Annotated in this window: 8 protein-coding genes; 3 read left to right on the plus strand and 5 right to left on the minus strand. The window is 72.6% G+C overall.

What is annotated here, in order from left to right; genetic code table 11:
* Positions 1-56 precede the first annotated feature (56 nt).
* A complete protein-coding gene (locus LW587_RS14940) occupies positions 57-977 on the plus strand; it encodes an outer membrane protein (RefSeq protein ID WP_232630384.1) in 921 nt (306 codons plus the stop codon).
* A 320-nt stretch (positions 978-1,297) separates the two neighbouring features.
* On the opposite strand, the gene trxA is transcribed toward LW587_RS14940, so the two are convergent.
* Positions 1,298-1,618, minus strand: coding sequence for a thioredoxin (gene trxA, locus LW587_RS14945; RefSeq protein WP_232630385.1), 321 nt, complete (start codon positions 1,616-1,618; stop codon positions 1,298-1,300).
* Between the two features lie 368 nt (positions 1,619-1,986).
* On the opposite strand from trxA, the gene LW587_RS14950 reads away from it, so the two are divergent.
* Positions 1,987-3,285, plus strand: a complete 1,299-nt coding sequence (locus LW587_RS14950) for a PQQ-dependent sugar dehydrogenase (protein WP_232630386.1) — start codon at positions 1,987-1,989, stop codon at positions 3,283-3,285.
* A gap of 92 nt (positions 3,286-3,377) precedes the next feature.
* Here LW587_RS14950 and addA read toward each other — a convergent pair whose 3' ends face one another.
* Positions 3,378-6,845, minus strand: a complete 3,468-nt coding sequence (gene addA, locus LW587_RS14955; RefSeq protein WP_232630387.1) for a double-strand break repair helicase AddA — start codon at positions 6,843-6,845, stop codon at positions 3,378-3,380.
* Positions 6,812-9,949, minus strand: coding sequence for a double-strand break repair protein AddB (gene addB, locus LW587_RS14960; RefSeq protein ID WP_232630388.1), 3,138 nt, complete (start codon positions 9,947-9,949; stop codon positions 6,812-6,814). Before addB ends, addA begins: the two co-directional genes overlap by 34 nt.
* Positions 9,950-10,304: 355 nt before the next feature.
* On the opposite strand from addB, the gene LW587_RS14965 reads away from it, so the two are divergent.
* Entirely contained in the window at positions 10,305-10,808 is a 504-nt protein-coding gene (locus LW587_RS14965) for a DUF4188 domain-containing protein (protein WP_269780337.1), read from the plus strand.
* A 29-nt stretch (positions 10,809-10,837) separates the two neighbouring features.
* Here LW587_RS14965 and LW587_RS14970 read toward each other — a convergent pair whose 3' ends face one another.
* Positions 10,838-11,587, minus strand: a complete 750-nt coding sequence (locus LW587_RS14970; protein WP_232630389.1) for a nucleotidyltransferase family protein — start codon at positions 11,585-11,587, stop codon at positions 10,838-10,840.
* Between the two features lie 142 nt (positions 11,588-11,729).
* Complete coding sequence (tsaE, locus tag LW587_RS14975) at positions 11,730-13,352, minus strand: tRNA (adenosine(37)-N6)-threonylcarbamoyltransferase complex ATPase subunit type 1 TsaE (protein ID WP_232630390.1); 1,623 nt, start codon at positions 13,350-13,352, stop codon at positions 11,730-11,732.
* Between the last annotated feature and the right edge of the window lie 48 nt (positions 13,353-13,400).

The raw sequence follows: 13,400 nt of genomic DNA on the forward strand, positions 1-13,400 counted from the left end.
GGTCCGCGGAAATGGTCTAGCTTCTGGGCGATCGGGCATTCTGCTGGGGATCACCAATGAAAAAGCTTCTGACATCGCTCGCCGCCTTTACGGCTCTCACCACCGTCGCGTCCGCCGCTGACCTGCCGCGCCGCGCCGCTCCGCCGGTCTTCACGCCGGTTCCCGTGTTCACCTGGACGGGCTTCTACGCCGGTCTGAACGCCGGTTACGGCTTCGGTCTCGAGGATTCCCGCGATCCGACGCTCGTCGCCACCGCCGACCCGCGCATCGTCAACGGTCCGGCTGGCGCGCTGAACGTTGCCGGATTCGCCTTCGACAACGGCGGCCGTAACGACGGCTTCGTTGGCGGTGGTCAGATCGGCTACAACTACCAGTTCACCCCGGGTTCGGGCGTCGTCGTCGGTATCGAGGCGGACGCTCAGTACGCCGACCTCGGTGGCCGCTTCGGCCGCACCGGCACCTGCGGCACCGCCGGCATCGCCTGCGCCTTCACTCCCGGCGCCGCGCTTCAGCCGGGCGTGACGCTCGTCAACCCGACCGGTCTCCAGGGCCTCGACTTCTTCGGCACCGTTCGCGGCCGTATCGGTTACGCCTTCGACCGCGTCCTGTTCTACGGCACCGGCGGCTTCGCCTATGGCAGCTTCGGTGGTGGTCGTGCGGTTGACACCGACGACTTCCGGACCGGCTACGCTGTCGGCGGCGGTGTCGAGTACGCGCTCCCGACCGACTCGTTCCTGAACTTCTTCCGCTCCTCGGCGGTGACGCTCAAGGTCGAAGGTCTGTACGTGAACTTCGACGGCAACAACAGCCGCTACGGCTTCGCCAATGCTGGCGGCACCGTCGTGACCGCTGTCCCGGTGACCGAGTTCGCCACCCGGACCGGCGTGTCCTCGGTGATCTTCAACAACATCGCCCGCCGCGACACCGACTTCGCCGTCGTCCGCGCCGGTCTGAACTACAAGTTCGGCAGCTACTAAGCCGAACCCATAAGGGTCTCGAAACCAGGGAGCCCGGCCGCAAGGCCGGGCTTCTTGTCGTTTGGAGCATCGTCACCCAGCGGGTTTCCGGCGGGTCAGACCCAGACGACGCGGACCGAGATCCGGGCGATTGGTCGGGATTCCGAGATTCGGGACGAGTCGCGCGCACCCCCGCCGCCGCCGCAGTGCCCCGCGCGTCTCCCGCCGTTCCCTGACAGGCATCGGCCAAACCGGGGCCCGCCCATGCAAAAAGCCCGGCCGCGGGGCCGGGCTTCGTCGAGCGGGCGTCTTCGGACCTGACCGGTCCGATCGCCGCGGACTCAGGCGCTCGCCTGGATCCAGCGAGAGAGGTCGCCCTTCGGGGCGGCGCCGACCTTCTGGCTGACCTGCTCGCCGTTCTTGAACAGCAGCAGCGTCGGGATCGAGCGGATGCCGTAGGTCGAGGCAATCCCGGGATTCTCGTCCACGTTCACCTTGGCGATCTTCACCTTGCCCTGCAGGTCGGCCGAGATCTCTTCCAGGGCCGGACCGATCTGGCGACAGGGACCGCACCACTCCGCCCAGAAATCCACCACCACCGGCTCGGCGGACTTCAGCACGTCCTGCTCGAAGCTCGCGTCGGTCACTTTCACCGTCGCCATCTCAACGTCCTTTCGACACGTGTCATTCGGAGCGCCACCCGAAACTCCCGTTCGCGGGAGCCCCGGCCGGGCCAGAGCGGCGCGGCGGGCGTTTCGCGAGCGGCGCCGAGGCACCGGGGAGCGTTGTCGGCGACTCCTGGGCTGAGGCGAGAATTGGCGACGCGCTCCGCAGCGGTCAAGGTGCCTCATCCCCTCTGCGCCGACGGAAACGGACTGACCCGCAACCGTTGCATGGGTGCCCGAGGCCGTTGCATCCGTGTCCCGCCCTTGCGCGGTGGCGTCGCGCCCGGTCCCTTCACCCTCGCCATCCCGGCGCCGCGCCCCATGTGGCGGGCAGACTTCGGGTCAGCGGACAAGGAACCAACGACGTGACGCGCACCCTTCCTCTCCTGCTCGCCACCGTCGCGGCTCTCGGCCTCGACGCGACGGCCTTCGTTCAGGCGCCCGCGGCGCAAGAGGCGACGCAGGAGGCGCGTCCCTCCCGTGTCGAAGGCGAGGCCTTCCAGGCGCCGGCCGCGCCGAGCGCGGGCACGAGCACGGCCGAGCAGGGCCCCCCCAACACCGAGTACAAGCCGCTCCTGCCCAACCAGACCCGCTCGCCGGAGCCGTCCAAGAAAGCGGAGATCGAGACGGCCGTCTTCGCCAAGGGCCTCGACAGCCCGTGGGCGATGGAGTTCCTGCCCGATGGGCGCATGATCGTAACCGAGAAGGCTGGCAAGATCCGGATCGTGGCCAAGGACGGCACCCCCGGGCAGCCGGTCACGGGCGTGCCCAAGGTCGATGCGCGGGGCCAGGGCGGCCTCCTCGACATCGCCCTGAGCCCGGGCTTCCCCTCCGACCGCACGATCTATTTCAGCTATGCCGAGCCGCGCGAGAAGGGCAACGGCACCACGGTGGCCAAGGCCAAGCTCATCGAGAGCGACGGCAAGGCCCGACTCGACGACCTCAAGGTCATCTTTCGCCAGACGCCGGCCTACGAGGGCGACAAGCATTTCGGCTCGCGGCTCGTCTTCGCGGGCGACGGCAAACTGTTCGTCACCGTCGGCGAGCGCTCCGACAAGGGGCCGCGGGTCCAGGCGCAGGACCTCGCGAGTGGGCTCGGCAAGGTCTTCCGCATCGAGACCGACGGCACCGCGCCCAAGGACAACCCGTTCGTTGGCGGCGAGAAGGCGCGTCCCGAGATCTGGTCCTACGGCCACCGCAACGTCCAGGCCGCGACCCTCGACGGCCAGGGCCGGCTCTGGACGGTGGAGCACGGTCCCCGCGGCGGCGACGAGCTGAACCGCCCGCGGCCGGGACTCAACTATGGCTGGCCGGTGGTGACCTACGGCATCGAGTATTCGGGCGAGAAGATCGGCGACGGCCAGACTCAGGCCGGCGGCACGGTGCAGCCGGTCTATTACTGGGACCCGGTGATCGGTCCCTCCGGCATGGCCTTCTACGACAAGGACCTGATTCCGAGCTGGAAGAACCAGTTCCTCATTGGCGGCCTCGTCAGCACCGGCCTCGTCGTGCTCAAGCTCGACGGCGACAAGGTCGTCACCGAGGAGCGCGTGCCCCTGGAGCACCGGGTCCGCGACGTGAGGGTCGGCCCCGACGGGGCGGTCTACGCCCTGACCGAGGATGACGGCCAGATCGTCAAGATCACCCCGAAGAAGGGCAGCTGAGGCAATTCAGGACCGTCCCTCGCCGAGGGACGGTCCGCCCGGCCAGACGAGGGGGCCGTCGAAGCCGAGTTCGTCGCGCAAAGTGCCGCGGGTTACCGCCATGCCCTGGCCATATCGGCCTCTTCCAACTGCCGCACCGCCGGCCCCGAGGTCCAGACCAGCAGCGCCGTGATCCGCCTGCCCGGCCAAACCGCGGCGGCGAGCCGCGCGTAGAGGGCGACCTGGGCGGCCTCGCGCTCCGGGATGGGAGCATCCTCCTCCGGTGGGCGGCCGGTCTTGAAGTCGCAGAGCGTCACGGTGGCCTCGTCCACGACGAGCCGGTCGATGCGACCGGTCACGTCGCGCTCGATCCCGTCCACCGTGAGCCGGCCCGAGAGGGCGACCTCGGCCCGCGCCTCGGCCGAGAACAGCGGCGCCAGCTCCGGCGTCTCGATCAGCCGCATCACCGTGCGCACCAGGTCCTTGCGCTTGCCGGCCTCCAGGGTCGGGGCCCGGGCCCCGGCGAAGCGATCGGCGGCTTCGGCCCGCCGGGCGGGGTCGATCCGCGGCAGGTGCTCCAGCAAAGAATGGATCAGCGCGCCGCGGCGGCGGGCCTCGGCGTCGCCCTGGCGGCGGTTCGGCATGCGCCGACCGTCCGCAGCGCCGAGCGCCCCGGAGGGGCTCAAGGGCGGAGCTACCTCGGTCTCGGGCGCGGCCGGGGCGAACAGCCAGTCCGGCACCATGTCCGGCGCCGGGACGGCAGGAGGCTCGCCGGCGGCGAGCGGGACGACCCCGCCCTCGCGCCAGAGCGTGACCGCGCCGTGCGCCGTCTCGATCCCCTCGCCGGGTCCCAGGCCCCGTTCGAGGCCGATGCGCACCATCTCGCACCACGAGGCCGGCGTCTCCCTCGTGGCGCCGCGATAGGGCGCGATGACGAGATGGTCGGCCGCCCGCGTCATGGCGACGTAGAGGAGTCGGTTGTGCTCCTCGCGCGCCCGCGCCTGGAGCGCTTGGCGAGCCGCCTGGGTCGCGGCACAGTCCTGGGTGCGTCCCCCGGTCCAGACCGGCGGGAGCGGGCCGTCGGCCGGCGCGTCGAGGGCGAGCAGCGGCGGGTCGTTGCGGCCGAGGGGCTCGCAGCCGTCGATGACGACGACGACCGGGGCCTCCAGGCCCTTGGCGCCGTGCACCGTCATCACCCGCACCTCGTCGCGGCCCGATTCGAGGTCGCGCTTGACCGAGAGGCCGGTCCGGCCGCGGCCGGGGCGCGTCACGTAAGCGGCGAGGAAGGCGTCGAGGCAGGGTGCGTCAGCGCCGGTCTCGGCCTCGGCGGCCTGGGCCAGGAACACGTCGATGGCGTCGCCCGCCTCGCCGCCGAGCCGGGCCACCAGCTGCGTGCGCCCGCCATGGGCGCCGAGCAGGGCCGCGTAGAATCCGAACGGGCCGTTCTCGGCGGCGAGGCGAATCCACAGGGCCAGTGCCGCGCGGCCGCGGATCGCGGCCGGATCGCCCGCCGCGGCATGGCGCGACAGCGCGTCCTCGAGCGTCTCCGCGAGCGGGCGGCGGGCCGCGATCCGGGTGAGGTCGTCGTCGGTGAGGCCCACCAACGGGGTCTTGAGGGCGGTGGCGAGGGTGAGGTCGTCGGCGGGAAGCAGCCCCGCGCGGCCGGCCGCGACGAGATCGAGCACGGCGATGTGGCCGGCCACCTCCAGCCGGTCCTGACCGGCCACCGGCACGCTGAGGCTTTTCAGCGCCCGGATCACCTCCTCGAAGGCGGCCGAGCGCTTGCGCACGAGGATCAGCACGTCGCCGGGCCGCCAGATCCGGCCGCAGGCGTCGCCCGTCGTGGTCCAGGCCTTGACCGCGCGGGCGATGCGGCGGGCCACCGTGATCGCCGGCGCGTTCGCCTCCGGGGCGTCGACCGGCGCGGCCCAGGCATCGGGCTCCTCCGTCTCGGCCGGCTCCTCGATGCACCACAGCTCGACCGCGCCCGGCACCCCGCCGCGGGCGGAGGCGTGGACGGTGCCGGTCGCCCGGTCCTCGAAGGAAAGGCCGGCGAAGTGTTCGGGGATCTTGAAGACGGCATCCACCGCCTTGAGCACCGGGGAGGCGGTGCGGAACGAGAGGGTCAGGCCGACATCCGCGAAGCCGATCGCGGCCTCCGCGGCGGCTTTGCCCCAGGCCCGCCGGGTTCGCTCGAATTCGCGCGGGTCGGCCCCCTGGAAGCTGTAGATCGACTGTTTGGGATCGCCCACCGCGAAGCGGGTGCGGCGCAGGCCGCGTGCGCCCTCCCCCACCGCGAACTCGGCGGTGAGGGTGCGCAGGATCTGCCATTGCTGCGGGTTGGTGTCCTGCGCCTCGTCGACCAGAACGTGGTCGACGCCGCGGTCGAGCTTGTACAGCACCCAGGAGGCGCCGACCCGCGAGAGCAGGTCGAGGGTCTTGTGGATCAGGTCGTCGAAGTCGAGGGCGCCCTGGCGGGTCTTCTGGGCCTCGATCCGGCGATGGATCTCGGCGGCCAAGTGGTAGAGCCCCTCGGTGCGGGCGAGCGCCCGGGCGGCGCGCAGGCCGTCGAACAGCGGGATCAGGCGCGCCTGCTCGTCGAGGAGCGCTTGCTTCACCCCCGCGGGCACCGTCTTGGTGCCGAGCGACTTTTCCGCCCGCGGCTCGTCCTTGTCGGTGAAGAAGACCGAGCGGTAGGGGGCGAGCGCCTTGCCGGCGGCCCGCGCCGCGTGGGCCTCCACCAGCGCGTCGGCGAGCCGCTCGTCCGTCGCCTTGCCGGTGCGCAGAGCCTTGGCGGTCTCCCGCCAGTCGCCGAGGCCGCTGCGGTCCAGGATGTCCGCCTCGATGGTGGCGACGCTCGCCCCCTCGGCCAGCGCCAGCGCCCGCGGCAGGCGGGCGAGCGCCGGCCCGAGCGCCCGGTGGTCGGAGAACAGGGCCCGCGTGCGCATGGCGGCGCGGATCGCCTCGCGCAACGTCTCGCCCGCGGCCTCCGCCCCGACCACGGCGAGCGCCCGCGACAGCTCCGTCTCGCCGCCGAGGATCGCGTCGGCGAGCACGTTGTCCGTCTCGATCTCGAACATGTCCCGCGCCTGGTTCTCGTCGAGCACGACGAAGCGGGCCGGGACGTTGGCCTCGAACGGGAACATGTGCAGCAGCCGCTCGCAGAGGGCGTGCAGCGTCTCGATCTTGAGGCCCCCGGGCGTCTCGACGGCGCGGGCGAACAGGCGGCGGGCGCGCCGCAGGGTGGCGCGGGCCGGGCGTTCGCCGGTGAGGTCCGTCAATTCCGCGGCGAGGGCCGCATCGTCCAGCGTCACCCAGCGGCCGAGGCGCTGGAACACGCGGATCGACATGTTGGCGGCGGCCGCCTTGGTGAAGGTGAGGCAGAGGATGCGCCCGGGCGGCGCCCCGTCGAGCAGGAGCCGCAGCACCCGGTCGGTCAGAACCTTGGTCTTGCCCGCACCGGCATTGGCCGAGACCCAGGCCGAGAGGCCGGGGTCGGCCGCCTGGCGCTGGGCGAGCTTCGTCCGCTCGTCGACGATGAAGCCGGTCACGCCGCCTCTCCCTCGCCCGCCAGCGACCATTCGAGGACGCGGGCGAGATGATCGTAGTCGCTGTAGGCGCGCACATATTGCGGGAAGGGGCGCGACGTGTAGGCCGCCTCCCCGGTCAGGTAGCGGGCGAGCAGGCCGCGCAGGCGCGTCACGTGCTCTTCGACGATGGTTTCCACTGGCCGCCCCTCGCCCGGCGGCGGCTTGATCGGGATCGGCCGGAACGGTTCGCGCCCGCCCGAGGCGTGGACGTAGAGGAGGTCCGGCACGGTACGCGCGGTCAGACCCTCGAAGGCGCCGTGCATCAGCATCGCGGCCTCGAGGGTCAGCTGGGGCGAGAAGCCGGCGAAGATCGTGCGGTTGGACGGCGGCGAGCCGGTCTTGAAGTCGACGATGCAGAAGCCGCCATCGGCCCGCCGCTCGATCCGGTCGGCCCGGCCGGTCAGCGTGAAGGTCTCCGCGCCGAGCGGGATCGACCACTTGCCTGAGATCTCGGGATGGATGGCGGCCAGGTCCGACCGGCGGGCGAGCTCCCATTCGAGGAACTCGCTCGCCATGCGCTCGAAGCGGGGGAACCACTCGGCGTAGAGTTCCGGGTACTCGCTCTCGATGCGGGCGAAGACGTTGACCGCGAGATTGGCCAGGCGCTGCTGCGCGAGGGCGGGATCCTCGATGGGGCCGGGATAGGCCTGCGCGAACCGCGCCACGACCTCGTGGACGAGGCTGCCGCGCTCGGCGGCGCCCGGCACCACGGCCACCGGCTCCAGGGCCTCCAGCCCCAGCACGTGCTTGGCGAAGATCGAATAGGGGTCGCGCACCAGCGTCTCGATCTCGGTGACGCTGAGGCGGCGCGGGAACAGGGACGGGTCGGGCCGCGGCGCCGGTCGCGCCAGGCGCGGCGGGGCGGGCTCCCGCCCCCGGTCGAGGGCGGCGGCGAGGCCGCGCAGGCGGCGTCCGCGGGCGAGCACCGCTGCCCAGGGGGCCTCCCCGCCGAAGGCGCGCAGGCGCTGGAGGAAGCGCGACGGCACGGTCGGCGAGCCCTCGCGCTTGGCCGCGCGGGTCAGCACGGCATCCCGGGTGCCGAGCAGCTGCACGAAGTCGTGCGCCGCCTGACCGATCCGGCGCTCGGGCGGGGAGAGACCCACCTGCCCGCGCATCGGCCGGTTGAGGAAGGCGTCGGTGGTCTGGCGCACCGGCCAGACCCCCTCGTCGAGCCCGCCGAGCACGATCCGATCGACGGTGAGGAGCCGCGCTTCCAGCGGCCCGAGGATGCGCAGGCGCGGATGCGCGTCGTCGCGGGCGCAAGATACGGTGCGGTCGCGGGCGAGCGCGGTGAACACGGCCGCGTAGTCGCCGAACCGGCCGGGCAGGTCCTCCTCGGCCGCCGCTTCGAGATCGTCGAACAGGGTGTCCAGGGTGTCGCGGGACGGGTCGTCGATCTCGGGTTCGACGCCGGCGCTCACCCGCTCGCAGGCCTCCCGGTGGAGGGCGGCCAGCGCCACGAGATTGCCGACGGCCGGCTGGCGGTCGCTCCGGAAATCGGCCAGCGCGTCGTCCAGCCGGTCGAGGACGGCGGCGGCCAGCTCCCAGTCGATCGCCTTGAGGCGCCGCTTGGCGCGGGGCGCCCGCTCCGGGGCCGTGCGCTGGTAAGCGAGGGCGGCGCGCATCCCCTCGAAGCTGTTCTTGGGGATCGGGGCCGGTCCGCGCAGGCCGCCGATCTCCAGGGCGGCGCCCGCGCGCACCACCTCGCTGCGGGTGAGCCCGAGCCGGACGAAGGGATGGGCGAGGAGCGCGATGACGCGGGCCGGCGCCGGCTCGGCGGCGAGTTCCGCCACGAGCCGGGCGAAGCGGCCGGCCTGCGAGCGGGCGAGCCCGAGCCCCGCCGAATCCTCGGCTGTGATCCCCCACCGGGCGAGGTCGGCCGAGACCCGGAGGGCGAGCCCCCGGTCGGGGGTCACCAGGGCGGCGGTGGCGCCGGGCGTCTCCAGGGTCTCGCGGAGGGCGAGGGCGGCGATCAGAGCCTCCTCGCGCTCGTCCGCGGCCTCGACCACGGCGAGGCCGGCGAGGCCGTCGCGGGCGAGCGCCTGACGCTCGTTGGCGTCGAACTGTGCCCAGGCGTCGGTGGTCTCGGCCGGGCGCAACGCCTGCGACAGCATTTTCTCCCGCGCGAGGGCGTCCGGGGCCGGCGCGCCGAGCGGTGCGACCGCCTCGCGGGCGATCCCGAGCCCAAGGCCATACCCACCCTTGCCGACCAGCGCCCGCAGGATCGCCTGGGGATGGCCGTGGGCGGCCTCGTCCGGGTTGCCGCCGCCGTCGATGGCCTCCCAGCCCTCCGGGTCGAGATGGAGGTCGAGCCCCGGCAGAACCACGGCGCCGCGGGGCAGCCGCGCCACGGCGGCGATGAGCCGGGCGGTGGCCGGGACCGAGCCGGTCGAGCCCGCCACCACCACGGGATCGCCGGGCCGCTCGCGGGAGAGCCTGTCGGCCTCGGCCAGCACGAGGCGGCGGGCGCGCATCGCCGGATCGGACAGGCCGCGGGAGGCCAGGATGCCCGGCCAGTTCTCGGCGGCGATCCGCAGGAAGTCGAGGGTGAGTCCGAAATAGCGCGAGTGCTCGGCCTCGACCGCGGCGCCGATCTCGTTCCAGGGCAGTCCCTCGACGGTCAGCGCGTCCATCAGGCCTTCGAGATCGGCGGCCAGAGCCACCGCGTCGGCCGGGGAGGACGGCACCAGGAAGGGCACCTCGTCGTCGATCGGCAGCAACTCGCGATCGACGGTCTCGGCCCATTTCTGAACCAGGCGGGCGAGGATCAGGCGCCGCTCCAGGGGCGCGACCGCCGGATGCAGCAATTCCTCCGGCGTCTCCAGGAGCGCGTTGGCCGAGAGGTCGAGTTCGGCCTCGTCGGCCTCGCCGAGGGGGATCATCCGCGGCAGCAGGGCCGCCCCGCCGAGGCGCCCGGCCAGCACGGTCGAGAGCGCCCGCACGGCGCGCTGCGTCGGCAGGTAGAGGGTCACGCCGGCCAGCGCGAAGGGATCGCCTCCGAGGTCGCCGACGAGGCGGCCCGACACGAGGGCGTCGGCGAGCGTCGGCAGGAACGGCGCGCCGGGGGGAATGGTGAAGACGCGGGCGGCGGACATCGCGGTCACTCTACACAAGCTGGGTTTCGACGCGTTCGGCCCGTCCCGGCCCGTCCGCCCGGCCCGTCCGCCCGGTCCGGCGGCGCGGCCCAGGCCTTCCGGGACGCCCTCGCCCGTCAAGCCTCGTCCGGCGCGACCGCGCCGTGTTCGATTTTCGTTCTAGCATTCACCGCGGATTTGTGGAGCGGGGACCGGACCCCGCGACATCGGCGCGGCGGGGATCGCGGCGCCAATGCTGCGCGGCGATCCGAACGCGCCGAATTCCGGGTTTGACTTCAGGGTCATCGGGTTCTCACAACACCGTCTCGACGACGCGTGAACCGCCACAGGTGACGACGATGGGCCTTCAGAAATCGTGCCGGATTTCTCAGCGCATCCGGACCTGGTCGTCATCTATCTCGGCATGCGGGTGGAGGCTTGGCGCGGTCTGAAAACACTTCTCGGCTTCGGGCCGAAAATCGGCCGGGTCGGCGCCGCCCGGCCCGAAGGATTGCTGCATTACGAGAACAACCTCATCTTCGGCCTGCGTCCGCTTCAGGTCGGGATGCGCTGGTACTGGCGCGACATGGACAGCATGGTCGCCTGGGCCAAGTCGGATCCGCACCGGCAATGGTGGCGCGACTTCCTGAAGGATACGGGCGGCGTCGGCATCTGGCACGAGACCTATCACATGCGCGGGGGCATGGAGGCGATCTACAGCGAGACCGGAGCGCCGGTCGGCTTCGCCGCCTTCCTGCCGATGCAGGAGGCGCGGGGCTCCCTGGCCAGCCGGCACCGGAATCACGCGGCGCCGAGCCTCGTCGGCCTTCCCTTGGCAAACGACCCCGATGCGCCGGCCGCCGGCCGGGCGCCCGCCTGAGGCGGGGCGCGCCGCACCAAGCGCGGGCCTTACGCCACCTGGGCGCTCTCGCGCACCCGGGCCTCGGCGGCCGCGACCGCCTCCGGGGTGCCGACATGGAGCCATTGCCCGTCGAGGCGCAGCCCGTGCAGGCGGCCCTGCTTGGCCGCCCGGTCGAACAGGAGGGTCAGGGAGAAGGACCCGTCGGGCGTGTCCTCGAACAAAGCCGGCTTCAGGATCGCCACGCCCGCGTAGATGAAGGGCGCGACCTCGCGCTCGCCGCGCCAGGACAGGCGCCCGTCCGGGTTCATGTCGAAATCGCCGGCCCCCTCGTAGCCGAGGCTCGTCGCCGTCGGGGCGACGAGGAGGAGGATGTCCATCGCGTCCGCATCCCAGGCCTCGATCAGGCGCGGCAGGTTCGGGTGCGGGCCCTCCAGCCAGAACGAGTCGGAATTGAACACGACGAAGGGCTCGGCGCCGAAATGGACCAGCGCCTTCTTGATGCCGCCGCCGGTCTCCAGGAGCGCGTCGCGCTCGTCGGACACGATGAGGGCCGGTCCGCCGGTCCGGTGGGACAGGTGGCCCTCCATCAAGTCGGCGAGCCAGTGGACGTTGACGACCGCGGTCTCGATGCCGCCCTCCGCCGCCCGGTCGAGGGCGTGGTCGATCAGCGCCTTGCCGGCGACCTCGACCAGCGGCTTCGGGACCGTGGCGGTGATCGGCCGCATCCGCTTGCCGAGCCCCGCCGCGAGCACGAAGGCGCGGGTGATTTTCTTGTCGTGGGCGGGCGCGTCGCTCATGGCGCGGTCATCGTCCGGTTTCGGAAGGGGGCGGTCATACCAAATCCGGTTGATCCCTTCGGGATGGCGGATTTGGGCTTGGCTCAAACGCCGCGCGGGCTTGCCTGATCCGGGCTCCGCTTTGACTCAAGCGGAGCCCGGATCAGGCGGGTGGAGCGTCCGTCGCCGGGGGCGCGACGAGGCTCGGCAGATGCGTCGCGTGCCACGCCCTCAGGGGGCCGAGCGCCGGATGGGCGAGGTTGCGGGCGAGGTAGCCCTCGATGCGCGGCAGGTGGGCGAGGTAGCCCGGCTTGCCGTCGCGCCGGTCGAGGCGGGCGAAGATGCCGAGGATCTTGGTGGCGCGCTGCGCCGCCAGCACCGCGTAGGCCCGGGCGAAGGTCTGCATGTCGAAGCCCGGCTCCCGGGCGCGGCGCTCGCGGATGTAGAGCCCGAGCAGGCGCAGCTCGAAATCCGCGCTCGCGTCGACGCGGGCATCCTGCAGCAGCGAGGCGACGTCGTAGGCCGGGTGGCCCATCACCGCGTCCTGGAAGTCGATCACGCCGACCCGCTCCAGCCCCTCGCGCTCGGGCAGCCAGATCAGGTTGGGGGAGTGGTAGTCGCGCAGGCACCAGGTCGGGCGATCGGCCAGGAAGTCCTGGAGCGCGTCCGCCCAGAGCGTCAGGAAGTCCCGGCGTGCCGCGTCCGGGAGGCGGGTGTTGCGGATCGCGGGCGCGTACCATTCGGGCAGCAGCTCCGCCTCGAACAGCAGCGCCTCGAGGTCGTAGGGCGGTAGAACGTGCTCGATCCCGGCGCTCACCGGCACCCGGTCGGGCAGCTCCATGGCATGGAGCTTGGCGAGCAGCCGCACCGCCTCGCTGTAGCGCTCGGGCCGCGGGGCACCGTTCTCGACCACCGGCTCGGCGCCGAGATCCTCCAGGATCAGCAGCCCGGCCTCGAGGTTCTCGCCGAGGATCCGGGGTGCGGAGACGCCGACGGCGCGCAAAGCCCGGTCCATCCCGACGAAGGCGTGGACGCTCTCGGCGAGCTTGACGACCGCGCTGTAGGGCTTGCCGTCCCGAACCGGGGGGCCGTCGGGGCGGGGCGGGGCGATCATCAGCACGGCGGTCTCGCCGGAGGGCTTCACCAGCCGCTCATAGGCCCGGGAGGACGCATCGCCCTGCATCGGCACCCGGTCGGCGTCGTCCCAGCCGGTGCGGGCGATCAGCCCCCGCAGGGCCCGGGCCCGGTCGAGGCGCTCGCGCAGGCCCGGTGTCGCGCCGATGCGCACGAGGCGGGCCCCCTCGCCGTATTCAGGACGCAGGGACAGCTCGACCGAGAGGATCTCGCCGTCGCGCGGGTTCAGCCGCTCCGGCCATTCGACCAGGGTGATCGCGTCCTCGGCGAGTTCGTCGAAGCCGAGTTCGACGAGTTCGTCCGCCCCCCGCAGGCGGTAGAGGTCGGCGTGGATGATCGCGCGGCCCGCGCGGGTCTCGTAGGGCTGCATCAGCGTGAAGGTCGGGCTCGGCACTTCGAGCGCGGGATCGTCGGCGAGTTCGCGGATCAGGGCGCGGGCGAGCGTCGTCTTGCCGGCCCCGAGGCCCCCGGACAGGGCCACGAGGTCGCCGGGCAGGAGGAGGCCGGCGAGGAAGGCGGCCATGTCCTCGGTGGCGCCCTCCTCCGGCAGCAGCACCTCCCAGGGGGCAGGCGGGCTCGCCGAAGGGGGCGGCGCGCTCGGCGACGGGCCGGGCCGCGGGCTCTGCGCCGTGCCGTCCGAATCGTCGCTCAACGCCTCAACCCTCCGCGCGCCGCCGTCCGGTCCGCTCGACCGGCGTCC

The organism is Methylobacterium sp. Leaf118 (assembly GCF_920984675.1).
Taxonomy (GTDB): domain Bacteria; phylum Pseudomonadota; class Alphaproteobacteria; order Rhizobiales; family Beijerinckiaceae; genus Methylobacterium.

What these genes read in the sequence shown, in the direction of transcription:
- LW587_RS14940 (WP_232630384.1), top strand. Translation starts at nt 57, where the DNA reads ATGAAAAAGCTTCTGACATCGCTCGCCGCCTTTACGGCTCTCACCACC.
- trxA (WP_232630385.1), bottom strand. Translation starts at nt 1,618, where the DNA reads ATGGCGACGGTGAAAGTGACCGACGCGAGCTTCGAGCAGGACGTGCTG.
- addA (WP_232630387.1), bottom strand. Translation starts at nt 6,845, where the DNA reads ATGGTCGCTGGCGGGCGAGGGAGAGGCGGCGTGACCGGCTTCATCGTC.
- addB (WP_232630388.1), bottom strand. Translation starts at nt 9,949, where the DNA reads ATGTCCGCCGCCCGCGTCTTCACCATTCCCCCCGGCGCGCCGTTCCTG.
- LW587_RS14970 (WP_232630389.1), bottom strand. Translation starts at nt 11,587, where the DNA reads ATGAGCGACGCGCCCGCCCACGACAAGAAAATCACCCGCGCCTTCGTG.